This window comes from Halostella limicola (assembly GCF_003675875.1).
Taxonomy (GTDB): Archaea; Halobacteriota; Halobacteria; order Halobacteriales; family Natronoarchaeaceae; genus Halostella; species Halostella limicola.
This window is the reverse complement of the sequence record NZ_RCDI01000001.1, coordinates 75473-100266: the sequence shown is the minus strand read 5'-3', so window position 1 is coordinate 100266 and position 24794 is coordinate 75473. Positions and strand designations below refer to the sequence as shown.

Genomic DNA, 24794 nt, shown 5'->3' with positions numbered 1-24794 from the left:
GAAAAACGCTCCACCGGGAGAGCGAAGCTCTCCCGGGCCTCTCCTCGCTACGCCCGGAGAGAGGCCAAGAAAGGCGGCGAGCGCCGCTGGTGCTCGCGGTGACCCGCGTTCGCGCGGATGCTCCCGCTTCGTCGCCGCACGCTTCTCCGCTTACCGCCTCGGCTCACTCTTTTGCCGGCTCCGTCCCTAGACGACGGGCATGGCCGACGACCCCGCGGTTTCGCTCGCTGGCGTCCGCAAGACGTACCGGGTCGGCGAACCCGTCCACGCGCTCGACGGGGTCGACCTCGCGCTGGCGAGGGGATCCTACACCGCCGTGATGGGCCCGAGCGGCTCCGGGAAGAGCACGCTGATGAACCTCGTCGGCTGCCTCGACGCGCCGACCGAGGGGACGGTGACCGTCGACGGCACCGACGTGACGGCGCTGTCGGAGCGCGAGCGCACGGCGCTACGGGGCGACGAGATCGGGTTCGTGTTCCAGACGTTCAACCTCATGCCGCGGCTCACCGCGCGCGAGAACGTCGCGCTCCCGCTGATCTTCCAGGGCGTCGACGCCGCGGAGCGCGGCGAGCGGGCGGACGCCATCCTCGACCGGGTCGGCCTCGGTGACCGCGGCGACCACCGTCCGAACGAGCTCTCGGGGGGCCAGCGCCAGCGGGTCGCCATCGCCCGCGCGCTCGTGACGGACCCGACGCTCGTCCTCGCGGACGAGCCGACCGGCAACCTCGACACGGAGACGGGCGCGACCATCATGGACCTGCTCGACGAGGTCAACGCCGAGGGCAACACCGTCCTCGTCGTCACCCACGAGCCCCACATCGCCGAGCGGGCCGAGCGCATCGTCCACCTGCTCGACGGCCGCGTCGAGCGGATCGAGGAGGTCGCCGGCGTGGCGGGCGCGGCCGACGACGCCGCGGGGGACGGGTCCGACGGCGACCGCGCGGACGACGGGGTGACCGGATGAGGCTCCGCGAGAGCCTCCGCCTCTCGTGGCGGTCGATCCGCGGGCACAAGCTCCGGTCCACGCTCACGACGCTCGGGGTCGTCATCGGCATCGCGGCGGTCATCACGTTCGTCACGCTCGGCGTGAGCCTCGAAGCAGGCATCCTCGGCGACGTCGACACGGGCCAGACGAACCGCATCTACGTCTGGGGCAGCCCGGTCGACGAGGGCGGCGGCCCCGGCGAGGGCGCGGAGCTGATCTTCACCCAGCGCGACGTGACCGAACTCCGGAACCAGTCCGACGTGGCCGCGGCCTACCCGTGGACGCCGCTGCCCTCGGAGTCGATACGACACGGGAACGAGACGCTCCCCATGCGTGAGGGGGTGGTCGCCACCGGCACCGAGTACCTCGAAGCGGAGGACCTCGCAGACGGCCGCCGGTTCGAGGCGGGCGAGCGGGAGGCCGTCCTCAACCCCGCGGCGGCGAACCGCTTCGAGGAGAACGTCTCGCTCGGCGACACCGTCGCCGTCTCCGTTCCGGGGGCGGGCGAGGTGAACGCGACCGTCGTCGGCCTCCTCGACACCTCCGAGGGCCAGGGACCGTTCGAGGGGTTCGGCGAGGACCCGCGGGTGTACCTGCCCGCCGACCCCTACTACCTCGACCTCGCGAGCGAGGCGACCGACGACCCGCGGTACCTCTCGGTCGTCGTCGAGGCGGAGGACCCCCGCGACGTCGACGCCGCCCGCGACAGCGCCCGCGAGTACCTCACCAGCAACGCCTCCGACGCCAGCGACTACCTCGGCGGGGACCTCGAACTGACGATGCAGACCGGCGGCGAGCTCCTCGAACAGATCCAGGACATCCTCGACCAGGTGACGGCGTTCGTCACCGGCATCGCCGTCATCTCGCTGGTCGTCGGCGCGATCGGCATCGCCAACATCATGCTCGTCAGCGTCACCGAGCGCACCCGCGAGATCGGGATCATGAAGGCCGTCGGCGCGCAGAACCGCGACGTGCTGACGCTGTTTCTCACGGAGGCCGTCATCCTCGGCGTCATCGGCGCGATAGGGGGCACGCTGCTCGGGGCGGTCGGCGGGTGGGCCGCCGCGGAGTACGCCGACCTCCCGCTGACGTACCCGCTGGAGTGGTTCGGCATCGCCGTCGGCGTCGGCATCCTCGTCGGCGTCGTCTCGGGGCTGTACCCGGCGTGGCGGGCGGCCCGGACCGATCCGATCGACGCGCTGCGGTACGAGTAGGTCGGACCCGCACCGCTTTTCCCGCCCCACATCGTCGCCTCGGACATGTTCGGAACGAGCGGCATCCGGGGCCGAGTCGGCGAGGACGTGACGGCGGATCTGGCGCTCTCCGTGGGACGCGCGCTGTCGGTCGAGGCCGACCGCGTCGTCGTGGGACGGGACGCCCGCGAGAGCGGCGCGTTTCTGGCGGACGCGCTGACCGCCGGGCTCCGCGAGTGCGGCACCGACGTGGTCGACCTTGGGCGGGCGGCGACGCCGACCGTCGCCCGCGCGGTGGCGTGGCGGGACGCCGACGCCGGCGTCGCCGTGACGGCCTCGCACAACCCGGCGCAGGACAACGGGATCAAGCTCTGGTCGCCCAGCGGCCAGGCGTTCGACGAGGCGAAGCGCGAGGCGATGACCGAGCGCATCGAGGCGGGCGAGGGCGACCCGAAGGCCTGGGACGCCGTCGGCGACGAGGCGGCGTGGGCGGGGGCGTTCGACCGGCACGTCGAGACGCTCGCCGGCGCCGTGACCGTCGACGACCCGCCGAGCGTCGCCGTCGACCTCGGCAACGGGATGGGCGGCGTCACCGTCGAGGCGCTCTCCCGCCTCGGCTGCGACGTGGAGACGCTCAACGCGCAGGAGGACGGCCGCTTCCCCGGCCGGCCGAGCGAGCCGACCGCCGAGAACTGCGCGTCGCTGTGCGCGCTGGTCGAGCGCACCGACGCGGACCTGGGCATCGCCCACGACGGCGACGCGGACAGGATGCAGGCCGTCACCGGCGACGGCGAGTTCGTGGCCGGCGACGTGCTGCTGGCGCTGTTCGGCCGCGCGGCGGCGGGCGAGGGCGACCGGGTCGCCGCGCCGCTGAACACCAGCCTCGCCGTGGACGACGCGCTCGACGAGGTCGGCGCGTCGCTGTCGCGGACCCGCGTCGGCGACGTGTTCGTCGCGGAGGAGGCGACCGCGCCGGACGTCGCCTTCGGCGGCGAGGAGAGCGGCGCGTGGATCTGGCCCGACGAGACGCTCTGCCCGGACGGCCCGCTCGCGGCGTGCAAGCTGGTCGAACTGGTGAGCGAGCGCGGCCCGCTCTCCGAACTGGCCGCGTCGGTCGACGCGTACCCCATCCGCCGCGACAGCGTCGAGACCGACGAGAAGCGCGCGGTGATGCAGCGCGTCCACGAGGCCGTCCTCGCGGAGTACGACGACGTGCAGACGATAGACGGCGTCCGCGTCGACCTCGGCGACGCCTGGTTCCTCGTCCGCGCGAGCGGCACGCAGCCGCTCGTCCGGATCACCGCCGAGGCGCGCGACGAGGCCCGCGCCGACGCCGTCTTCGAGGAGGCCGCGGCGCTCGTCGACGACGCCGCCCGGTAGGGGGTCGGCGTCGCCCCGCTGAGCCCGCCGGCCGGCGCGCGGGGCCATCGCTTTTGTCCTCCGCCGGGACAGGCTAGGGTATGGCACTCACAGCAGTCGTCGCCGGCGTCGGGCCGGGGCTTGGCGAATCGCTCGCGCGGAAGTTCGCCGGGGAAGGGTGCGAGGTCGGCCTCCTCGCCCGCTCCGACGAGTACCTCGGCGAACTCGCCGCCGAACTGCACACCGAGACGCCCGGGGACGCCGTCGCCGTCCCGACGGACGTCACCGACGAGTCGCAGGTCGAGAGCGCGTTCGAGCGCGTCCGCGACGAGTTCGGCCCCGTCGACGTCCTTGTCAACCACGCCGGCGGCGGCGGGTGGAGCGGCTTCCGCGAGTCGTCGCCCGAGGAGTTCGAGGACGCGTGGCGCACCTGCGCCTACGGGGCCTTCCTCTGCTCGAAGCAGGCCGTGCCGGACATGGTGGAGGGCGACGGGGGAACGGTCATCTTCACCGGGGCCACCTCCGCCGTCCGCGGCCGCGGCGGCGCGGCGGGGTTCAGCAGCGGGAAGTTCGCCGCCCGCGGCCTCGCGGAGTCGATGGCGCGCGAACTCGGCCCGGAGGGCGTCCACGTCGCTCACGTCGTCGTCGACGGGCAGATCCTCACGCCGGACGCGGACCCCGAGGCGAACGGCCGCGCCGAGGACTCCTACCTCGACCCCGACGCGGTCGCGGCGTCGTACTGGGACCTCGTGGAGCAGGACCGCACCGCCTGGACGCTCGAACTCGACCTCCGCCCGTACGTCGAGGAGTTCTGACCGCCGCGTCGCCGTTCGGTCGCGGTCGTCCGCGGCGGCGCGACCGGCCTCGTGCCGGCACTTTTGCCGCTGTCTCCCGTACGATCGGTATGGCCTCAGAGTCCGTCCTCGAAGACGAGCGGCTCAGCGTCGCGCTCGCCTGGCTGTTCGTCGGGTTCCTCCTGTTCGCCGTGGTCGAGAGCCTGCTCTCCGGCGAACCGCTGTGGGCCGGCTTCGCGGCCGTGGTCGCCGCCGTGGCGCTCGCGCCGCCGGCGTACGCGCGCTCGGCCCGGACGATGGCTCCGCCGGAACTGCTCGGCCTCGCGGCGCTTCCCGTCGTCGTGCGGTCGGCCGGGCTCTACACGCAGATCGCCGGCTACGCCGCCGTCACGACGCTCGCCCTGCTGTTCGCGGTCGAACTCGACGTGTTCACCGAGGTCGAGATGACGGCCCACTTCGCGGTGGCGTTCGTCGTCGTGACGACGCTCGCCGTCGCGGGCGGCTGGACGGTCGTGCGGTACTTCTCCGACGTCTACCTCGGGACCGCCTTCTTCGCCGACGTGCCCGACATGATGTGGGACCTCGTGACCGCGGCCGCCGTCGGTCTCGTCGCCGGCGGCGTCTTCGAACTGTACTTCCGCCGGCACAGCCCGGCGGCGGAGATCGCCCGCGACGGGCGGGAGGAACTGCAGTGAAACTCCGCGACGCGCTCGGGCTGACCGACTCGTCGCTCTGGCTCGCGGTCCGGGCGATGCAGGTCCTGCTCGTCGGCGTCGCGGGCTACGCGATCGTCACGTTCGACCTCGGCCTCCTCGCGAACGCCGTCCTGCCGCTGCTGGTGACGCTCACGCCCGAGTTCGTGGAGTGGCGCTACGACCACACCATGAGTCCCGGTCTCGGGCTGTGGATCGCCGCGGCGGCGTTTCTCCACACGGTCGGCGCGCTCGGCCCGTACAGGTGGATCGGCTGGTACGACCAGGTCACGCACACCCTGTCGGCGACGCTCGTCGCGGGCGTCGGCTACGCCCTCGTCGAGGCGCTCGACGAGTCCTCCAGCGCCGTCGACTTCCCGCCGAAGTTCCGGTTCGTGTTCATCGTGCTGTTCGTGGTCGCGTTCGGCGTCGTCTGGGAGATCGCGGAGTTCGCCTCGGGCGGACTGGCGAGTCTCTTCGGCGGGCAGGCCGTGCTCGCCCAGTACGGGATGCGCGACATCGTCCTCGACCTCGTGTTCAACGGCCTCGGCGCGGTCGCGGTGGCGCTCTGGGGGACGGGCTACTTCGACGGCGTCGCCACTGTTCTCTCGCGGGGCGTCGCCGGCGTGTTCGGTCGGCAGGGAGAGGACGGCTGATCAGAGCCGTTCGAGCACGGCCTGCGGGTCGTACGACAGCGCGAGCGAGCGGGACCGCCCGCGCCCCTCGACGTCGGTGTACTCGGCGTCGATCAGGCCGAGGTTGTCGAGCTTGTTGATGATCTCCGAGTAGCGCGTGTAGCCCAGGTCGGTCCGGTCGTTGAACGCCTCGTACACGTCGCCGGCCTGTTCGCCCTCGTTCTCGGCGATGACGCGGACGAGTTCGGTCTCGGTCTCGCTCAGGTTCTCCAGGCTCCGCGAGAGGTGGACGAACTTCGACTTGTCGTAGGCCTCCTCGACGTCCTCGACGGTGACGGTCTTGCTCGCGCGCATCTCGGCGTTCAGGCCGGCCCGTCGCAGCAGGTCGATCCCGACGCGGAGGTCGCCGCTCTCGGCCGTGAGTTCGGCCACGCGGTCGAGCACCGAGGGCGCGATCACGTCGTCGTGGAACCCGCGCTCGACGCGCTCGCCGAGGATGTCGGCGATCTCCCCCTCGCCGTAGACGGGGAAGTAGATCTCCTCGGGGCGGAACACGCTCTGGACGCGCCCGTCGAGCTCGTCGATCACGTCGAGGTCGGGGTCCGAGGAGATGACGATGACGCCGATGCGCGCGCCGCTGTGCTCCTCGTGGGCGCGCAGCAGCGAGTACAGCGTGTCCGAGGCCTCCGTCTCGTAGAAGAGGTAGTTCACGTCGTCGAGCGCGACGACGAGCACCTCCTCCTCCTCGACCAGCTTCTCGGTGATCTGGCCGAACAGCTTCTTGAAGGAGATGCCGCTGGACGGTGGCTCGTAGTCGAACATCGCCTCGAACAGCTGCGAGAACACCGAGTACCGGGTCGCGTTGACCTGGCAGTTCACGCGCGTCGTCCGGACGCCCGGCTTGCCGGAGAGCTCGCCGAACATCTTCTGGATCGCCGTGGTCTTGCCAGTCCCGGGCGGTCCGCGGACCATCGCGTTCAGGGGCCGCGACCCGCGGACCGCCGGACGCAGGCAGTGTTTGAGGCTGTCGACCTGAGTCTCCCGGTGCTTGAACGTCTCCGGAACGTAGTCTATCTCGAAGACGTGCTCGTTCCGGAACACCGATTCGTCCCAGGACAACATCCCCTCCTCGGGGTCGTCGGCCATCACTTTCACCACGCTCTCCGAGGTACTTAGTCTTTCGGCAGACGAGCGTCATACCCGCTGCTGTCGGGCGTTTCGGGCGGTCGCGGTCGCCGCCGACCCGGACTGCCGGAGCGGTCTAGCGACGGACGGAGATCCGGGTGCGGAAGCCGGGCGCGGCGGGCAGTTTCGGTCGGCCCCGGGTCAGGGACCCATGATCCGCTCTTCCACGTCGTCGCGCGTCGCGGAGTGGTCGTGCTTGTCCTGTCGGTGCTGTTGGGCGTCCTGAACGACGTTCTCCATGTCGTTGCCCTGCGTGCTGTACTCGCAGTTCGCGTCCGGGCAGTCGTAGTTGTACGGCATGTGTTTCCCCCGTCCGACCGAAGTACCGGCGGCGAGTTAATGATTGGTCGAGCCCTCGGTCGGTCGTCAGGTCGGGAGAGTGAGTCGCTGCCCGTCGCTCAGAACTTCTCCAGCAGCCCGTCGTAGAACGCCGCCTCGTGGTCGGCGGCGCTGGCGTCCGCGTCGCCGTCGGCCTCCGTCGCCAGCTTCTCGACGATGAGTTCCGGCGTCGAGCGCGCGAGGTGGTCCTTGACGGGCGAGCGGTTCACCTGCAGTTCCCCGTCTTTCAGCCCCCGCGCCTCGATGCCGTCGACGGTCACCTCGAAGTCGGCGGCGTCGCGGATCTCGCCGGCGAGGTGGGAGACGAAGACGCCGGTCGCCCCGTTCTCGTGGAGCGCTTCGAGGATGCCAGCGATGATCTTCGCGCTCGCGCCGGGCTCGGTGATGCTCTCCAGCTCGTCGACGAGGACGAGCGACCCCTCGCCGCCGGTGGCGAGGTCGGCGAACTCCCGGACGGTGCTCTCGAACGCCCCGGCGTCTAACGTCCCCTGCGTCTTCGCGTGGTAGTGGAGCTCCTCCACGCGGGCTACCCGCGCGTCGTCCGCGGGGACGGGCAGGCCCATGTGCGCCAGCACGACCACCGTCGCCACGAGGTCGAGCGTGGACGTCTTCCCGCCGCTGTTGACGCCGGACAGCAACGCGACGCCGTCGACGCCGTAGTCGACGGGATCGACCTCCTCGTGAGGGACGTCGAGCAGCGGCGAGCGGCCGCCCTCTATCTCGAAGCCGCCCGCGGGCGTCTCGGGCGCCGCGGCTTCCTCCCGTTCGAGGACCGCGCCGCCGTCCGCGGCGGGGTCGGCGACGGTCGGCATCGTGCAATCGAAGTCGTCCGCGAAGCGCGCGACGGCGAGTTCCACGTCGAGTTCCAGCGCGGCGCGGACCAGCTCCTCGGCCGGCTCCCGGAGGTCGGCGAGGTCGCTCGCGAGTTCCCGCTTCAGGCGGGTCGCCCGCCGGTCCTTCGCTGCGGTGAGGTCGTCGCGCAGGCGGGAGACGGCCTCCTCGTTGCGCTCGACGGGGAAGGCGGGCTCGTCGGGGAACGCCCGCCGGGCCACCTCCGCCTCGCCGGTGTCGAGGTCGAGCGCCTCGACGACGTTGTCGCGGGCGGCGTCGACCGCCGCGGCGTACTCGTCCGCCAGTTCGCGCGAGAGCAGGGAGTCGACGCCCGCGCCCTGCTCGACGAGCGAGAGGAGGTCGGACCCCTCGACGGTCACGTCGCGCTCCCGGATCGACTCGCGCAGGCGGTCGTTGGCGACGCTCTCGCCGGTGCCGACCGCGGCGTCGAGGTCGTCGACCGCGGCGGTCAGCCGGTCGAGCTCGTCGTCGCCGACGACGGTGCCGTCCTCGGCGAGCCTGGAGAGCGCGTCCTCCAGCGCGTCCAGATCGCAGGGGGCGTCGAGGTCCGCGGCGCGGTGGACCGCGGCGGCGGCCCGGAGTCGGTCGCGGTTCGTCGCGAAGAAGTTCAGCACGCGCTCGGGCACCACGTCCGCCGGGTTCTCCAGCGCCGTCGGTTCGACGCGCACGTCACCCTCCACGTCGACGCCCGCGAACTCCTCGTCCAGCGCGATCACGGTGGCGTACCCGCGGGCGAGCTCCGCCAGGTCGCGGGCGTCCTCGACGATCTCGACGCTGAGTTCGGGGACCGTCGACTGCGCCTCGCTGTACCGCTCGGCGTCCTTCGTGGCGAGACAGCGGTCGCGGACGCGCACGTCGCCGGGGCGTTCGAGCGGCTCGACGCCAGCCAGCGCCTCGATCACCGCCGTCGACGGGTCCCGTTCCGTCGCGTCGGCGACGAACTCGCGCACCTCCTCGATGCGCGAGGCCGACGCACTCGGGTAGAACGTCTCCAGCCGCTTTGCGGCGTAGTCGGTGACGGTGCGCTCCTCCAGTAGCGCGAGCACGTCCTCGTACACCTCGCGGGCCCTGTCGGTCGCGAGGAAGCCGCCGGGGTCGTCGTGCTCCATCCGGATCGCCGACCTGGCGATCCGAGCGGCCCGGCCCTCGCTGACGCCCGGCGCGTCCGCAAGCGCGGCGACGTCGCCGTCCCGCAGGGCCCGCTCGGCGTCGTCCAGTTCGGCGAGCGCCTCCGCCGTCTTCTCGCCGACGCCTGGGATCGCCTCGAACTCCATCTACCCTCCAATTCGGAGGGGAGGAGAAAAATCTCCCGCCCGAACGGCGCCGGGTGCGATCGGATCTCACACCCTCGTTTCCGGTGGAAACGCCCCCGAATCGGGCTCCGATCTCCTGATAAATGTTGGCGAACTGACCGGAAACCCCTCCGTTTCCGGTGGAGAACGGCCCGAAACGCCGGAATTTCCCGTTCGGACCGGTGACAAACGTTGGCGAACTGACCGGAAACCCCCTCGCTTCGGGTGGAGAGCGGGGGCGACCGGCGGTCGAGTTCTAGCCCTCGTGCCGGCCGCGCCGCGGTCAACGTACTTTTGCCCGCAGGCCGGTAATCCGAGATCGATGACCACTTTGGACGAGAAACTCGCGGCGCTGCGCGACGACCTCGCCGACCGCGACAGCGTGCTCGTGGCGTTCAGCGGCGGCGTCGACTCGGGCGTCGTCGCGGCGGTCGCCGAGGACGTCCTCGGCGACGACGCCGTCGCCTGCACCGCGAAAAGCGAGACGCTGCCGGAGGCCGAACTGGACGACGCGAAGCGCGTCGCCGACGAGATCGGCATCCGGCACGAGATCGTCGAGTTCAGCGAACTCGACAGCGAGGCGTTCGTCGAGAACGACGGCGACCGCTGCTACCACTGCCGGTCGATGCGCCTCGGCGAGATGTTCGACGCCGCCGACCGCCTCGGCATCGAGGTCGTCTGCGACGGCACGAACGCCGGCGACCCCGGCGAGGGCCACCGCCCCGGCCTGCAGGCCGTCGACGAACTCGACGCCTACTCGCCGCTGCTGGCGAACGGCATCGACAAGGAGGAGGTCCGCGAGATCGCGGACCGCTACGACCTCTCGGTCGCGGACAAGCCGTCGATGGCGTGTCTCTCCTCGCGGATCCCCACCGGGCTGGAGGTCACGGAGGAGCGCCTCTCCCGGATCGAGAAGGCGGAGACGATACTCCGACAGTGGGGGTTCTCGCAGTTCCGCGTCCGCGACCACGACGGTCTCGCGCGCATCGAGATCGCCCCCGAGGAGATGGAGGCGGCGCTGAACCCCGACTTCGTCGAGGCGGCCCGCGAGCACATCGCCGACCTCGGCTTCGAGCACGTCACGCTCGACCTCCACGGCTACCGGACGGGCAGCGTCAGCCCCGACGGCGAGGACGAACCGGTCGTCGAGGACGTGTTCGCCGACGACGCGCCCGGCGCGGACCTCGACGCCGACTACCCGCGTGCGGAGTGATCGCCCTCGCCGCCCGTACCGGTCGTCGAGAGACGGTCCGTCGAGTCGGTTGACGATCGTCCACATCTCCGCGCTCGTCCTTCCGCAGATCTCCGGTATTCGTCCAGAAAGTTCGGTCTGCTCCGCGAGTATTGACTGTTCCTCTACGTACGTAAGATAGGCGCTGGTAGGGTCCCGTGATGGACGCTGACGACCCACCGACGGCATGGGAACGCGAGGTACACGAGACGCGGACCGGGACGTTCGTCGACCACGTGCACGTCTCCGGCGACGTGCGGGTGCGGATCGCGCCGCCGACGGACGCGAGCGACGGACACGCGATCACCGCGACGCTGTTTCCGCACACGGACCTGGAGGAGACGTACGACGTCCGGCGGGTCGCCGCGCGGGAGCGAGCCGAGCGCATCGCCCGCCAGTTCGCGGACCTGTTCGACGGCGTGTACGGCGGTCCCGGCGGCGGCGACGGGTCGCGCCCGCTCGAAGACGCCGTCGCGTACGCGCTCGAACGGACCCGGCCCTCGGGCGCGGTCGACGTGGATCTGCCGGCTCGCGAGCGGTGATCGCGAAGGCGATCCGGAAACTCGAATGTTTCGATCGTTGTGTAATAGGTTTACTAACGATGCGGCAGATGGTAGATAACTGGATGAAATTACAAGGATCTTCTCAGATATGGTCTGTTCCTAAGAAAGGTATTTACGTGTCCTCCTGCAAGGTACACCTGCCGGAGGTGATGTGTGAACACAACACGCGCCTGTCGGAATCGAACTGAAACTGCTCCCGTGCGAACGCCGCTGCGTCCCGAGAGAGACGGATGCCTGTCCGACTTGCGGCGTCGGAGCGGGCTGATCGCCGCGCTCGATTCGTCCTGCCCCGAACCGCGGCGGTGCCCCATCTCCGACGACGTTCGCCGGTACCGTCGTGCCTGACTGCCCTGCTGAGTCGGAGGCGTGAATCACCCGTAGTTGCCAACCACGCGTCCTGTCTCGGACCGCCCGCTCTCCGACTGCACTTTTCGCGAGTATCTCACGCGCTACCGCCCGGACGCTTCTCCGCTGATCACTTTTCCGCCGGTCGCTTCCCCGTCGGTCGCTTCCTGCCGCTCGAACGTAGCCCGCCGTCAGTCTCGCTCGTGGTGCGTCCGCGCCGGCTCGACCAGCTCCGGCGCGGCGTCGCAGGGTGCGGGCTGTCGCCGCACCGGGTGGCGGTCGCCCGCTGCGTCGCTCTCAGTCATCGCTCGGGAGCGGCGTCCCGTCCGGCGCGGTCGGCGCGGGGCTCTCGCCGTCGGCGAACGGGTACCACGACTGCTTGGCGTCGTGCAGGCAGGGGTCCTCGTAGTCCGTCTCCGCCGGTTCCGCGAGTTCGATGATCGTCTCGTGGCCCGTCGCGTCGACCCACTCGCGGAACGTCTGCCCGTCCTCCCGGAGCGCGGCGAACGCGGCGACGAGGTTGGCGATCATGCCGGGCACCTCGTCGGCGGGGACGCGCTGGCGCACCCACTCGATGAACGACGGCTCCGCGCCGACGCCGCCGCCGACGCCGACGTCCATCGCCTCGACCATCTCGCCGTCCTTCCGGGCGCGCATCCCCTGCAGGCCGATGTCGGCGGTCATCGCCTGCCCGCAGTCGGCCGTGCAGCCCGAGAAGTGGATCTTCAGCTGGCTGACGTCGTCGGGTATCTCGACGTTGTCCCGGAGCCAGCGGAGCATCTCGGCGGTGCGGACCTTCGTCTCGGTGAGCGCGAGCGAGCAGAACTCCGTGCCGGTGCAGGCGACCGCACCGCGCTCGAACACGTTCGGCTCGGGCGGCAGGTCGTCGAGCAGCGGCTCGGCGAGCAGGGCCTCCACCTCGCTCTCTGGAACGTCCATGAGAAGCGGGTTCTGCCGCCGGGTGAGCCGCACCTCGCCGGAGCCGTACTCGCCGGCCAGATCGGCGAGTTCGAGCGCCTCTGCGGCGGTGACGCGGCCGACGGGCACGCACAGGCCGACGTAGTACCGGCCGTCGCGCTGCTCGTGGACGCCGACGTGGTCGTGCTTGCCGCGCTCGGTCTTGCGGCCGGCGTTGTACGTGTACCCCTCGCGGAGGTCCGTGCCCGCGCGTTCGAGGTCGAAGTCGGTCCGCTCGTCGAGGGCCTCGCGGATGGCGTCGGTTCCCCAGTCGTCGACGAAGAAGCGCGCGCGGTTCTTCGAGCGGTTCTCGCGGTTCCCCTCCTCGTGGTACAGCTCGACGAACTCGCGGACGACCGCCTTCGCGTTCTCCGGACGGACGAAGACGTCGAGCGAGCGGGCGCGCCGCGGTTCGCGGCCGCCGAGGCCGCCCCCGCCCCGGACGTTGAAGCCCCGGACCTCCTCGCCCCGCTCGTCGGCGTCACCCAGCTTCCGCGCGGGTTCGAGCGCCACGTCGTTGATGCTGTCCTGCGCGCAGCCCTCGCGACAGCCCGTCACGCTGATGTTGAACTTCCGCGGCATGTTCGAGAGGGCGTCGTCGCCGCGGATCTCCGCCTGTATCTCGTCGAGCAGCTCGCGCGTCGGCAGGTACTCGTTCGCGTCCTTGCCGGCGACGGGACAGCCGGAGACGTTGCGCATGGTGTCGCCGCCCGCGGAGCGCGAGGAGACGCCGACGGCCTCCAGCTTCTCCCACACTTTCGGCACGTCCTCCAGTTTGAGCCAGTGCAACTGGACCGACTGGCGGGTCGTGAAGTCGACGAAGCCGTTCCCCCACTCGGGGTTCTCGGCCGGCCCCGTCGCGTAGTCGCGGGCGACCTCGCCGATAGCGCGTAGCTGGTCGGGTTCGAGGACGCCCCCGCAGTTGGTCAGCCGCAGCATGAAGTAGCTCTCCTGGCCAGAGCGCTGGTGGAAGACGCCCCAGAACTTGAACCTGGAGAACCACTTGTCGCGCTCGTCCTCGGGGACCGAGTCCCACCCCCGCTCAGCGAACTCCTCGATCTTCTCGCGGACCTCGTCGCCGTAGCACCCTTCCTTCCACTCCTCTTTCTTATGCGCCACGGCCGATCACCCCCGAGCGACCGCCGCTCATTCTGTCTGGACAAATGTCTAATACACTGCTATATTTAGACTCGTTCATTGTTTAATCACGATATAATATACTCTATCATCCACTAAAGTACTAATCGTTGAACATTTCCAAAATAACCCGCGTCGCGACGACAGCCGGTCGGAGTTTAGCCGTCTTAATGGTGTTCTAGGACGACGGACGTTCGAAAGAGAGCGGGTCGCGAGGGCGGGATCTGGGGATCCGTCAATCCGACTCGACCGGCCCGTCGGTGTCCCCGCATCGGAGCGCGCGCAGCGCCGCGGGCGTGTCGACGCTCAGGAACGCCGCCGGCCACGACCACGCCCACGAGGTCAGTCACCGACGCGCTCCGGGTCGCGCGTCATTCGGGAACCCTCACCGCACGGGAGGCCGCACGCTCCCCCGCTTCCAGCCGCACCGCGCACTGCTTGAAGTTCGGCTCGTCGGAGCGCGGGTCGGTCGCCGGTAGGGTGAGTTCGTTCACAGCGGGGTGGTGGATCGGGAGCCAGACGACGCCGTCTGGAACACCCTCGTCGAGTTCGACGGCGGCCTCGACGCTCCCGCGCCGCGACGCGACGGTGACAGGGGGTTCGTCGGCGTCACTGCCTTCGCCATCACCGTCGCCCGCCTCCACGCCGAACGCCCGCGCCGTCGCGGGGTTCAGTCTTGCCGCCGGCGAGCCGGTAGCGCGGGCGCGGACGCCGGTGTTGTACGCGTCGGGCTTCCGTCCGGTGGTAAGCGTCAGCGGGAAGTCGTCGTCCGGGGGTTCGGGGAGGCCGCCGTGGCGGCCCGTCGAGAAGCGGGCCCGTTCGGAGTCCGTCTCGAACGACCAGTCGTCGCCGTCGCGGTAGCGGTAGCCACCTTCGCTCGTCGCGTCCGGTGCAGGCCAGCGGACCGCGCCCGCCGCGTCCAGACGGTCGTAGGTGATGCCGGACACGTCGGCGGGCGTGCCGGCGGTGAGCGCGGCGAGTTCGTCGAAGGTCGCCTCGGGGTCTGTCGGCGGCCCGTCGAGCAGCCCCGGAGCGACGCGGTCGGCCACCGCGCCGACGATGTCGAGGTCCGACCGGACCCCGCTCGGCGTCTCAGTCGCCGCCCGGACGCGGGAGACGCGGCGCTCCATGTTCGTGACCGTCCCCTCCGTCTCGCCCCACGTCGACGCCGGGAGCACCACGTCGGCGTGCTCGACCGTCTCCGAGCGGAAGGCGTCCTGGACGATCAGGAAGGCATCCGAGAGCGCGTCGCGCGCCTTCCCCCCGTCCGGCATCCCGGCGGCGGGGTTTGTCGCGACGGTCCAGCAGACGTCGACGGCCCCCTCGGCCATCGCGTCGACGACTCCGACCGGGCCGGGGCCGGGGTCGTCCGGGAGCGCGTCGACCGGCACGTCCCAGGCGTCGGCGACGGTCTGACGGGCCTCGGGGTCGTCGAACGGGCGGTGGCCCGGCCAGGTACCCTTCGACGAGCAGACGCGCGTCCCCATCGAGTTCGCCTGCCCGGTGAGCGAGAACGGGCCGGAGCCGGGGCCGAGGTTGCCCGTGGCGAGACAGCAGTCGATCAGCGCGCCGGCCGTCGCGGTCCCCTGGACGCTCTGGTTGACGCCCATCCCCCAGTAGACGAGCGCGTCGCGGTCGAACGCCGCGGCGAGGCGGTCGACCGTCTCGAGCGGAACGCCGGCGGTCTCCGCGGCCGCGGCGGGGTCCGGTAGCGACGCGGCGAGGTCGCCGAACCCCGCGGTCGCCTCGTCGACGAACGCCTCGTCCACGCGGTCGGTCTCGACGATCCGGGCGAGCACGGTCCGGGCCAGCGCGAGGTCGGTGCCCGGATCGGGGCTCACGTGGCGGTCCGCGACTTCCGCCGTCTCGCTCTCGACCGGGTCGACGACGACCAGTTCGGACCCCGCCTCGTCCGCCGAGTCCGCGATCCAGCGGAACATGACGGGGTGGGCGGCGGCGGGGTTCGCGCCCCAGACCACGTGGCTCTCCGCCGCCGGGATATCGTCGTACGTCGGCGGCGGCGCGTCGCTCCCGAACGCGTCGTAGTAGGCCGTCACCGCGCTCGCCATGCAGAGCGTGGTGTTGGCGTCGTAGCGTCGGGTGCCGATCCCCCCTCGGGCGAGTTTGCCGAGCGCGTACGCGGCCTCGTTGGTCTGCTGGCCGCTCCCCAGGACGGCGACCGAGTGCGGGTCGCGGTCGGCGGCGGCCGCGATTGCCTCGCTCGCGACCGACAGCGCCACGTCCCACGTCGTCGCGACGAGTTCGCCGCCGCGCCGGACCTGCGGCTGGGTCAACCACTCGGCGTCGGGGTCGGCCGTCTCCTCGACCCCGCGCTGGCAGGCGAGTCCCCGGTTCACCGGGTGGGCGGGGTCGCCCCCGACGACGTCGAGCCCGTAGCCCCGGTCGACGGCCTGCTGGACGTGGCCGCACCCGACCGCGCAGCGGACGCAGGTGGTCGGCACCTGCTCGGTCACCGGCGCCCACCTCCGGTATGCTTCCGAACAGAGAGATCCCCTCTCCGTGCGATCACTCCTGGTCTATTTCTCGAAACGTACGAGTACATCTTAGCGGGAAATACGAACGATAGAGCAGTTTAAAACGCTGTTCGTTGTGGAACGACGAGTTATCGAGCGGATCGGTAGCCGAACGGTCAGTGTTCAAGGGGATATTACCCGGTTAGACGGACAGGGCCCGGCAGAGCCGGGGAGATGTGGACGGGCGTCCAGCGAAAAGCGACGCGAAGAGACCGCGCGAACGCGCTGCGGCGGCGGGCCGTCAGCGCCCGACCCAGCGCAGCAACAGGAGCGTCCCCTCGAACAGGACGACCATCGTCCCGGCGACCATGATGGGCGCCATCCCGGTGGGGTCGGGGCTGAACAGGAACGCGATGCCGAGGAAGGCGCCCCAGAAGTAGAGGCGGCGGGCCGCGAGCCACCGCCGCGTCGTGATCCCCATCATGATGGCGAGCATGATGAAAAGCGGGATCTGGAAGACGACTGCCAGCGTCCCCATCATCATGAGGATCAGGTTGAACGTGTCCTGGAGCGCGAACGCGATGTCCGCGGTCTGCTCGGAGTAGTAGAGGAAGTACGTGAACAGCGCGGGGAGGATCAGGAAGTACGCGAAGGAGACGCCGACGATGGCGAGGACGAGGCTCGTCGGCACGGCCGCGAGGTAGTACCGGCGCTCCTGCGGGTACAGCCCCGGCCGCATGAACAGGTACGTCTCGTAGACGAACACGGGGAGCGCGAGGACGACCCCGGCGAGGCTGGCGAGTTTCAGCTCGGCCAGCTTCAGTTCGAGCGGGCCGTACACGTGCGGCGGCGCGCACTGCTGTGCGCCCGGGCACTCGGCGACCGTCCCCGGGTGGACGTTGTACCAGATGGTGGTGATGAAGTCCTGCGCGAAGGGGAAGGCGGCGGAGGTGACGATGGCGGCGACGAAGGCGACGACGGCGAGGCGCTTGACCATCTCCTCGATGTGGACGGCGAGCGGGAGCTCCTCGTCGTCCGGCGGCTCCGTCCACTCCTCGTCGTCGTCGACGCCGGTCTCGCCGCCGCCGTGGGCCGGCGCTCCCGGCGGGGTCGACGCGCCCGGCGGGGTCGTCCCGTCGACGTCGTCGGCCGGGTCGACGGGCGCGTCACCCGTTCTCGTCTCGGCGGTGGGCGGCTGGAGCGACTCGTCCGGGCGGTCCTCCGTCGCGGGAGCCTCGTGGTCGGGCACCTCCTGCGGCTCCGGCTCCGGTGACTCCCACGTCTCGTCGGGGTCGTTTTTCGTCAGCCCAGAATCGTCCTCCGACTCGTCCGGCATTCGTCAGAAGGTAGGCGCGCGGCGTCTTATAGGCCTTTTCTTACCGTTCACGGGCAGAGAAGAAGATTGATAACCGCGTCCCGGTAATCCCCCGACGACTAATGAGTTCGGCCATCGACGAGGACACCGCCCGCGCCGTCAACTCCGGTCGCGAGACGATCGGCGCCGTGCTGTCGTCCGCGCAGTCGCACCTCCAGAAGGTGTTCATGGTGTTCGTCATCGGTCTGGTCGGCACTATCTACGCCCTGCGGACGTTCGTCTGGGACTTCCTCCAGTCGAACACCACCTCGCAGCTCGGCGGCACGGTCGCCGACGGGCAGGTGGACTTCATCGTCCGGACGCCGTTCGACGTGATCCTGTTGCAGGTGAAGATCGGCCTGCTCGTCGGCGTCCTGCTCGCGATCCCGTTCCTGCTGTACTACTCCCGGGACGCGCTGGCCGAGCGCGGGTACGACTCCGTCGTCCCGGTCACCCGCGCCCGCGTCGCCGGCTTCATCACCCTCTCCCTGCTCCTGTTCGCCGGCGGCGTCGTGTACGCCTACGCCGTCTTCTTCCCGTTCATGTTCGAGTTCCTCGCGGTCAACGCCGTCCGCGCGGAGATCAAACCCAGCTACGGGATCGTCCTCTACACGCAGTTCCTGCTCCTGCTGACCGCGTCGTTCGGGCTCGCCGCGCAGCTCCCGCTCGCGATGAGCGTCCTCTCGTACGCCGAGATCGTCCCGTACGAGACGTTCCGCGACAAGTGGCGGTACGCGATCCTCGGCATCTTCGCGTTCGGCGCGCTGTTTTCCCCGCCCGACCCCTTCACCCAGATAATGTGGGCGGCGCCGCTCATCGTCCTCTACGTCCTCAGCCTCGGCCTCGCGAAGATCGTGACGAACGCCCGCCGGATCGGCGCGGCCCCCGACGCCGTCGAGGAGGGGTCGATGGGCCGCTCCGTCGCCGCGTTGGTCGGCATCGCCGCCGCGACGGTCGTCGGCACGCTCGCAGCGGTCCGCGGCGGGGGCGTCGGCTACGCGAACCGGGAGATCTTGCCGGCCGTCGAGCGCTCCGTCGTGCCGGTGCTCAACGAGTCGCTCCTCCCGCTGATACCGTTCGGGCCGGAGAGCGTGACGACGCGGCCGCTGACGGCGCCAACCGGGATCCTCGACCAGCTACTCGTCGCCGTCGAGGTGGGCGTGATCGTCGCCCTCCTCCTCGTGCTCGCCTACACCGTCAGGGTGCTCCGCCAGCCCGTCGCGCCGCGGGTCGACCCCGTCTCCGGCGCGCCGGACCCCGCCGAGATCGACCTCGGCCCCCTCGACGCCGACGGCGTCCGCGCCGCGCCCGACGAGGTGTTCGCCGCGATGACCGAGGACGAGGCGCTGGCCCGCGCCCGCGAGGCGATGGACGCCGACGAGCCGGACAAGGCCGAGGCGATCCTCGACCGGTTCGACGAGGTCGACGCGAAGGCCGAGGCCGAGGAGGACGGCGCCGAGGCCGAGGAGGTCGCTACGCCGGCCGGCGGCGAGACGCCCGAGGACGACCCCGTCACCAGCACCACCGCCGGCATGGTCGACGCGTTCACCGAGGACGAGACGACCGAGGAGGACATCGGCGGCTACTTCTACGACATCCGGTTCATCCTGGAGAGCCTCACGTCGAAGATGTTCCGCATCGTCGCGGTGTTCATGGCCGTGCTCGCCGGCTCCTTCCTCTGGCTCTACCGCGGCGGCATCGGCCAGATTCGGGAGGACTTCCTCCGGAAGATGCCGCCCGAGGTCATCGGCGAGGTCCAGAACCCCGTCATCGCGATGCACCCGGTCGAGGCGCTCATCTTCGAGGTGAAGGTCAGCACCATCCTCGGCGCGATCGCCGTCCTCCCGATGGTCGCGTACTACGCCTGGCCCGCCGCGGCAGAGCGCGGATTCGTCAGCGGCGACCGCCGCGTGTTCGGCCTCTGGGGCGTCGCCATCCTCGCCGGTGTCGTCGGCGGGAGCGCGGTCGGCTACCTCTGGGTCGCACCGACGATCATCTCGTATCTCGTCGCCGACGCCCAGCAGGCCGGCATGATCATCTCCTACCGCCTGAAGAACTTCTTCTGGCTCATCTTCCTCACCACGGCGGGGATCGGCATCCTCGGCGACATCCTCGTCAGCCAGCTCATGTTCCACTACGGCGGCATCGTCTCCTTCGAGTCGATGTACGAGCGCTGGCGGATCGTCACCATCCTCATCTTCGCGCTCGCCGGCGTGCTCACCCCCTCCGGCGTGCTCACGATGTTCATCGTCGCCATCCCCGTCGCTCTGGTCTACCTGCTCGGGCTCGGGATCCTCTGGGTGGTCACGCTGCCGCGGCGCGCCCGGGGTCGGACGGCCTGACGCGGGTCGGTCGTCGCGTGACTCGCCGGCGCCGCTCCGTCCGCGGCGCTTGCTCCCCTTCCGCGTTCGGAACGTTAACGGGGCGTCCCGATAGCACTCGGATATGCCCAAGATAAGCGTCGAGATCCCCGAGGAACTCCTCGCGGACCTCGATCGGCACGTCGGCGACGACGGCAAGTACGTCAACCGGAGCGAGGCGGTCCGGGCGTCGATCCGGAAGAACCTGGACATCTTGGACGAGATCGACGAGCGCCACGGCCGCCTGGACGACGACGGCGAGTGACCGGCGCCCCAGCGCCTACCCGTGCGACCGTCGTACGCCGCACATGGGCAGCGACGGCCTGATCGAACTGGACGAGGAGTGCTGGACGGCGCTCGCGAAGTACAACCTCCTGCTGAGCACGCTGTTCGCGGCGCTGCTGCTCGTGACGCGGGCAGTCGCACCGGAGCAGACGGTCCTCATCGTCCAGAACGGTGTCTTCGCGCTCGCCTTCGGCGGCGTGCAGACGTACTGCTGGATATCCCGGTAGCCGGCGACCGCTGGAACCGGCGGTGACTACCGAACTGAGTTACGACAGCCCCTCTCAGTCGACGCGCTTCGCGAAGCCGAACCGGGGCTTCACGTCGGTCACTTCGATCTCTACCTCCTCGCCCACGTCGCCCTCGCGGACGAACAGCGTGTAGTCGTCGACCTTGGCGACGCCGTCGCCCTCGCTCCCCTCGTCGACGATCTCGACGGTCAGGCGGTCGCCCTCGCGGACGGGCGCGGTCAGACGGCCCTTGGCGATGAGGTACACCTCGGAGGACTCGTCGCGGGAGGCGTCGGGGCTGGTCGTGCGGACGTACTCGAACTCCTCCTCGATGTCGTCGCGCAGGTCGTCCAGGTCCCGGCCCTCGAACACCTTCACGGCGAAGTCGCCGCCGCTGTCGAGCAGTTCCAGCGCCGTCTCGAACGCCTGCCGGGCGAGGTGGACCGAGCGGGCGTGATCGAGGCCGTACTCGCCGGTCATGTTCGGCGCGAGGTCCGAGAGGACCACGTCGGCTTCGCCGGCGATCTCGACGACCTCTTCGCGGGTCTCCTCCTCGGTCATGTCCCCGCGGACGGTCTCGACGCGCGCGCCGTGGTCGTCCTCCAGCGGGTCGATGCGCTGGCGGTCGACGCCGATGACGGTGCCGCCCTCGCCGGCCATCTCCGCGGCGACCTGCATCCAGCCGCCGGGCGCGGCCCCGAGGTCGACGACCGTGTTGCCGGGGCCGATCAGCCCCTCCAGCTCGTCGAGCTGCTTCAGCTTGTAGGCCGCGCGAGTGCGGTAGCCCTCCTGTTTCGCCCTGTTGTAGTACTCGTCCTTACCCGCCATCGGTACCACCCGAGATCCCTCGACGGACTCCCGCTCGTCGGTCGCGGGAGGAAAGCGTCGGTTGCATGTCCGATCGGAGGCGGCCGACGCTGATAGGCGTGACGCACCTGTTCGGCGGCCCGCCCTCGGTACCGGGCGGCTGCGACCCGCCTCAGCGCGGATCGAGTCCGACGCCGTCGGCGAGCAGTTCGTGCGACCGGAGCGCGTCCCCGTGGTCGCCGACGACGTGCTGGATCATCACCTCGTCGACGCCGACGCGGTCCGCGAGCTGGTCGAGCAGCCCGGCGAGCGTGTCCGGGCTCCCGGAGATCGCCCGCGGCCACTCGCCCGCGTCGAGCGTCGCGGGCGTCGGCTCGGGGACGCCGCCGAGTTCGTCGACGGCCTCCTCGACGGACGGCCTCGTCCCGACCTCCCCGCGCTGCATCCGCGCGAACGACGCCTCGGCGACCGCTCGGAGCCGTGCCGCCTCCTCGTCGGTCTCGGCACAGACCGCGTTCACCGCGACCATCCCCTCAGGTTCGTCGACGCCGCCGGAGAGCGGCGACGCCCGGAAGCGATCGCGGTACGCCTCGAAGGAGCGCGTCGCCAGCCCCGGGCGGATGAACGCCGCGAAGCAGTAGCGCAGCCCGAGTTCGCCCGCGAGGGCAGCGCTCGACGGGCTCGATCCCAGCACCCACGGCGTCGGCGGGTCCTCGCCGGAGCGCGGGATCGTCAGGTCGGCGTAGGCGTGGTCGTCGGGGTAGTCGTCGTAGAGGTGGTTGACGACGGCCTCGATCTTCTCGGCGTGGTCCTCGTCGGGGTTCCGGACGCGCCGCTCGGTCCCGAGGGCGCGGTCGGCGGCCGGCGACCCGTTCGCCCGTCCCAGCCCGGCGTCGACGCGGCCCGGCGCGAGCGCGTCCAGCGCGCCGAACTGCTCGGCGACCTTGAACGGGCTGTAGTGGTTGAGCAGCACTGCCCCGGAACCGATCCGGATCGAGTCGGTCTCGGCGGCGAGGTGCCCGAGCAGCACCTCGGGCGTCGTGCCCGCGATGGTGTCCGCCATGCCGTGGTGCTCGGCCACCCAGAACCGCTCGAACCCGAGCCGCTCGGCCCGCCGCGCGGCCTCGACGGTGTTCGCGTAGGCGTCGGTCGCGGTGCCGTCGGCGGGGACCGGGGAGAGATCGACAGCGGAGAGTTTCATGCCTACGCTCGGGCTCTGCGAGAAATAACGGTTCGGCTACCGGAACGGCCTCGGCCGCGTCGGCGCCCGGGCTCTTTCGCGCCGGACGCTCAGTGCGTCTCGCTCACGCGAACCGCTCGGGCTCGATCCGCGCGAGCCGCATCGCGTTGCCCGTCACGCCGAGGCTCATCCCCATGTCGCCGACGACGACCGCCAGCGCGACGCTCACGAGCCCCAGCGGCACGCCGAGCGCGAGCAGGGCCTTCACGCCGAGGCTGGCCCAGACGTTCTGCCGGATGACGCCGTTGGCGGTCCGCGAGAGGTCGACGAGGTAGGGGAGCTTCCCGACGTCGTCGCCCATCAGCGCGATGTCGGCCGTCTCGATGGCGGTGTCGGTGCCCGCCGCGCCCATCGCGACGCCGACCTCGGCGGTCGCCAGCGCGGGGGCGTCGTTGATGCCGTCGCCGACCATCGCCACGTCGCCGTACTCGGCCTGTAGCTCCCGCACGGCCGCGACCTTCTCGTCGGGCAGGAGCTCGGCGCGGTACTCGTCGACGCCGACCTGCTCGGCGATGGCACGGGCAGTGCCCTCGTTGTCGCCGGTCAGCATCACGACGCGATCGACGCCGAGTTCCCGCAGGCGCTGGACGGCCCGCTCCGAGGCCGGCCGCACCTCGTCGGCGATCGCGATAGCGCCGAGCAGTTCCGTCTCCGTGCCGACGAGGACGACCGTCTTCCCCTCGCGCTCCAGATCGGCGAGGACGTCCGCGGCGAACCCCGCGTCGCCGCCCCCGACGGCGGCCCCGGTCACGGTGCCGCCGTCGGACCGCGGACCCGACGGGCTTCCGGTCGCACCGCTGCCGGGGCCGCCGTCGGTTTCGCGACGGGCCCGCGAGAGGTCGAAGCCCAGATCCTCGAACAGGGCAGGCTTGCCCGCGTAGTAGGTCTCGCCGTCGAACTCGGCGCGGACGCCCTTGCCGGTCAGGCTCTCGAACGCCGACGGGTCCGGGACGTCCGCCGCGCCGGCCTCCTCGGCGCGGGCCAGGATCGCATCGGCGATCGGGTGCTCGCTCCGGCGCTCGACCGCGGCGGCGCGGCGGAGCAGCGTCGCCTCGTCCGCGTCGCCGACCGGGACGACGTCGGTGACGGCGAGTTCGCCCCGCGTGAGCGTGCCGGTCTTGTCGAGGGCGACGGCGTCGACGTCGCCCATCGCCTCCAGGTGGTTGCCCCCCTTGATGAGGACGCCGTTTTTCGCGGCGCTGGTGACGCCGGAGACGACAGAGACGGGCGTCGAGATGACGAACGCGCAGGGGCAGGCGATGACGAGCAGGGTGAGCCCGCGAACGAACCACGTCCCCCAGTCGCCGGCGAAGGTGAACCCGTACCCGGCCGCGCCGACCGTGACGGGGTCGGCGATGAGCAGCGGCGGCACGGCGGCGGTCAGGACCGCCAGCGCGACGACGACCGGCGTGTAGTAGCCCGCGAAGCGGTCGACGAACTGCTCGGTCTCGGTCTTCTCGGCCTGCGCCCCCTGCACCATCTCGATGATGCGCGAGAGCGTCGAGTCGCCGGCCGTCGAGGTGACCGCGACCTCCAGGTACCCCTCCCGGTTGATCGCGCCGGCGTACACCTCGTCGCCGTCGGTCTTGTCGACCGGGACGCTCTCGCCGGTGATCGGCGACTGGTCGACCGCGCTCTCGCCCTCGACGACTGTCCCGTCGAGCGGGATCTTCTCGCCCGGCCGGACGACGACGACCTCGTCGACCGCCACGTCCTCCGCGGGGACGGTTCGCTCCGCCCCGTCGCGCTTGACCGTCGCCTCGTCGGGCGAGAGCTCCATCAGTTCGCGCAGGGAGTCCCGTGCCCTGTCCATCGCGTAGTCCTCGAGCAGTTCGGCGATGCTGAACAGGACGGCCAGCGTCGCCGCCTCGACGAAGTAGCCGATTGCGGTGGCCGCGAGGATGGCCGTCCCCATCAGCAGGTCGATGTCGAGGCTTCGGTTCCGCGCCGAGTAGTAGCCGCCGCGGACGACGGGGGCGCCGCTGGCGGCGACGGCCCCGAGGAACAGCGCGTCGGCGACGTGGATCGGAGCGCCGAGGACGCTCGCCACCGCGGCGTTCTGGCCGGTGAGGACGAACTCGAGGAGGAGGCCCACCGAGACGAGCGCCGCCCCGACCCACGTCTTCTTCGCGCGGGGGCTCGTCCAGATCTCAGACGGCGGCGCGACGTCCGCCCCCTCGGACGAGTCGTCGGTGTCGCCCGCGGAGCCGCCGCCTTCGACCTCGTAGCCGGCGGCCTCGATCGCCGCGACGACGTCGGCCTCGCTGGCCCGGTCGGGGTCGTAGGTGACGGCGGCCGTGCCGGTAGTCGGCTGGAGCGTCGCGTCGACGACCCCGTCGACGCGGCCCAGGCTCTTGTCGACTTTCTGTGCGCAGGACGGGCAGTCCATCTCGGGGACGGCGAGGCGGACGGTCGGTTCCCGCCGTCCGTCGTCCTCGGCCGCTCGTCCCGCGGCGTTCGCGTCGTCGTTCATCGCCCGAAGATAGGG

20 protein-coding genes are annotated in these 24794 nt (G+C 70.9%); 11 read left to right on the top strand and 9 right to left on the bottom strand.

Translation table 11 applies throughout. From position 1 onward, the window contains the following. Positions 1-199: 199 nt before the first annotated feature. From D8670_RS01725 to D8670_RS01700, 6 genes are all read left to right on the top strand, one after another. Positions 200-964 (top strand): ABC transporter ATP-binding protein, encoded by a 765-nt coding sequence (locus D8670_RS01725; RefSeq protein WP_121816381.1) that lies wholly within the window; start codon positions 200-202, stop codon positions 962-964. Then, positions 961-2199, top strand: a complete 1239-nt coding sequence (locus D8670_RS01720) for an ABC transporter permease (RefSeq protein ID WP_121816380.1) — start codon at positions 961-963, stop codon at positions 2197-2199. Before D8670_RS01725 ends, D8670_RS01720 begins: the two co-directional genes overlap by 4 nt. A gap of 45 nt (positions 2200-2244) precedes the next feature. Next, a complete protein-coding gene (gene glmM / locus D8670_RS01715; RefSeq protein WP_121816379.1) occupies positions 2245-3558 on the top strand; it encodes a phosphoglucosamine mutase in 1314 nt (437 codons plus the stop codon). Positions 3559-3638: 80 nt separating this feature from the next. After that, complete coding sequence (locus D8670_RS01710; protein WP_121816378.1) at positions 3639-4352, top strand: SDR family NAD(P)-dependent oxidoreductase; 714 nt, start codon at positions 3639-3641, stop codon at positions 4350-4352. Between the two features lie 89 nt (positions 4353-4441). Beyond that, positions 4442-5026: a hypothetical protein gene (locus tag D8670_RS01705; protein WP_121816377.1), complete on the top strand. Its 585-nt coding sequence runs from the start codon at positions 4442-4444 to the stop codon at positions 5024-5026. Beyond that, positions 5023-5679: a DUF2238 domain-containing protein gene (locus tag D8670_RS01700; protein WP_121816376.1), complete on the top strand. Its 657-nt coding sequence runs from the start codon at positions 5023-5025 to the stop codon at positions 5677-5679. Before D8670_RS01705 ends, D8670_RS01700 begins: the two co-directional genes overlap by 4 nt. Here the strand turns inward: D8670_RS01700 and D8670_RS01695 are convergent, their stop codons facing one another. From D8670_RS01695 to D8670_RS01685, 3 genes are all read right to left on the bottom strand, one after another. Beyond that, positions 5680-6804, bottom strand: coding sequence for an ORC1-type DNA replication protein (locus D8670_RS01695; protein WP_121816375.1), 1125 nt, complete (start codon positions 6802-6804; stop codon positions 5680-5682). It abuts the gene before it with no gap. Positions 6805-6984: 180 nt separating this feature from the next. Then, positions 6985-7143 (bottom strand): DUF1059 domain-containing protein, encoded by a 159-nt coding sequence (locus D8670_RS01690; protein WP_121816374.1) that lies wholly within the window; start codon positions 7141-7143, stop codon positions 6985-6987. 98 nt (positions 7144-7241) lie between these two features. Further along, positions 7242-9308 (bottom strand): MutS-related protein, encoded by a 2067-nt coding sequence (locus tag D8670_RS01685; protein WP_121816373.1) that lies wholly within the window; start codon positions 9306-9308, stop codon positions 7242-7244. Positions 9309-9648: 340 nt separating this feature from the next. Between D8670_RS01685 and larE the strand changes: the two genes are divergently transcribed. Then, positions 9649-10539, top strand: coding sequence for an ATP-dependent sacrificial sulfur transferase LarE (gene larE, locus D8670_RS01680; protein ID WP_121816372.1), 891 nt, complete (start codon positions 9649-9651; stop codon positions 10537-10539). A 179-nt stretch (positions 10540-10718) separates the two neighbouring features. Continuing rightward, positions 10719-11099 (top strand): hypothetical protein, encoded by a 381-nt coding sequence (locus D8670_RS01675; RefSeq protein WP_193569254.1) that lies wholly within the window; start codon positions 10719-10721, stop codon positions 11097-11099. 663 nt (positions 11100-11762) lie between these two features. On the opposite strand, the gene D8670_RS01670 is transcribed toward D8670_RS01675, so the two are convergent. From D8670_RS01670 to D8670_RS01660, 3 genes are all read right to left on the bottom strand, one after another. Beyond that, positions 11763-13541: a nitrite/sulfite reductase gene (locus tag D8670_RS01670; protein WP_121816370.1), complete on the bottom strand. Its 1779-nt coding sequence runs from the start codon at positions 13539-13541 to the stop codon at positions 11763-11765. Between the two features lie 389 nt (positions 13542-13930). Continuing rightward, complete coding sequence (nasA, locus tag D8670_RS01665) at positions 13931-16033, bottom strand: assimilatory nitrate reductase NasA (RefSeq protein ID WP_121816369.1); 2103 nt, start codon at positions 16031-16033, stop codon at positions 13931-13933. A gap of 301 nt (positions 16034-16334) precedes the next feature. Then, complete coding sequence (locus D8670_RS01660) at positions 16335-17369, bottom strand: twin-arginine translocase subunit TatC (RefSeq protein ID WP_121816368.1); 1035 nt, start codon at positions 17367-17369, stop codon at positions 16335-16337. A 101-nt stretch (positions 17370-17470) separates the two neighbouring features. Here D8670_RS01660 and tatC point away from each other — a divergent pair, with 101 nt between their 5' ends. From tatC to D8670_RS01645, 3 genes are all read left to right on the top strand, one after another. Further along, complete coding sequence (tatC, locus tag D8670_RS01655) at positions 17471-19729, top strand: twin-arginine translocase subunit TatC (protein ID WP_121816367.1); 2259 nt, start codon at positions 17471-17473, stop codon at positions 19727-19729. Positions 19730-19832: 103 nt separating this feature from the next. After that, positions 19833-20012 carry a ribbon-helix-helix domain-containing protein gene (locus tag D8670_RS01650; protein WP_121816366.1) on the top strand — a complete coding sequence of 60 codons (180 nt, stop codon included), beginning with the start codon at positions 19833-19835 and terminating at the stop codon, positions 20010-20012. 43 nt (positions 20013-20055) lie between these two features. Beyond that, positions 20056-20259 (top strand): hypothetical protein, encoded by a 204-nt coding sequence (locus D8670_RS01645; protein WP_121816365.1) that lies wholly within the window; start codon positions 20056-20058, stop codon positions 20257-20259. Between the two features lie 54 nt (positions 20260-20313). Here D8670_RS01645 and D8670_RS01640 read toward each other — a convergent pair whose 3' ends face one another. The 3 genes from D8670_RS01640 to D8670_RS01630 form a co-directional block, all read right to left on the bottom strand. Next, positions 20314-21087: an RlmE family RNA methyltransferase gene (locus D8670_RS01640; RefSeq protein ID WP_121816364.1), complete on the bottom strand. Its 774-nt coding sequence runs from the start codon at positions 21085-21087 to the stop codon at positions 20314-20316. A 151-nt stretch (positions 21088-21238) separates the two neighbouring features. Beyond that, complete coding sequence (locus D8670_RS01635) at positions 21239-22267, bottom strand: LLM class flavin-dependent oxidoreductase (protein WP_121816363.1); 1029 nt, start codon at positions 22265-22267, stop codon at positions 21239-21241. A gap of 103 nt (positions 22268-22370) precedes the next feature. Continuing rightward, positions 22371-24779 carry a heavy metal translocating P-type ATPase gene (locus D8670_RS01630; protein WP_121816362.1) on the bottom strand — a complete coding sequence of 803 codons (2409 nt, stop codon included), beginning with the start codon at positions 24777-24779 and terminating at the stop codon, positions 22371-22373. Positions 24780-24794 lie beyond the last annotated feature (15 nt).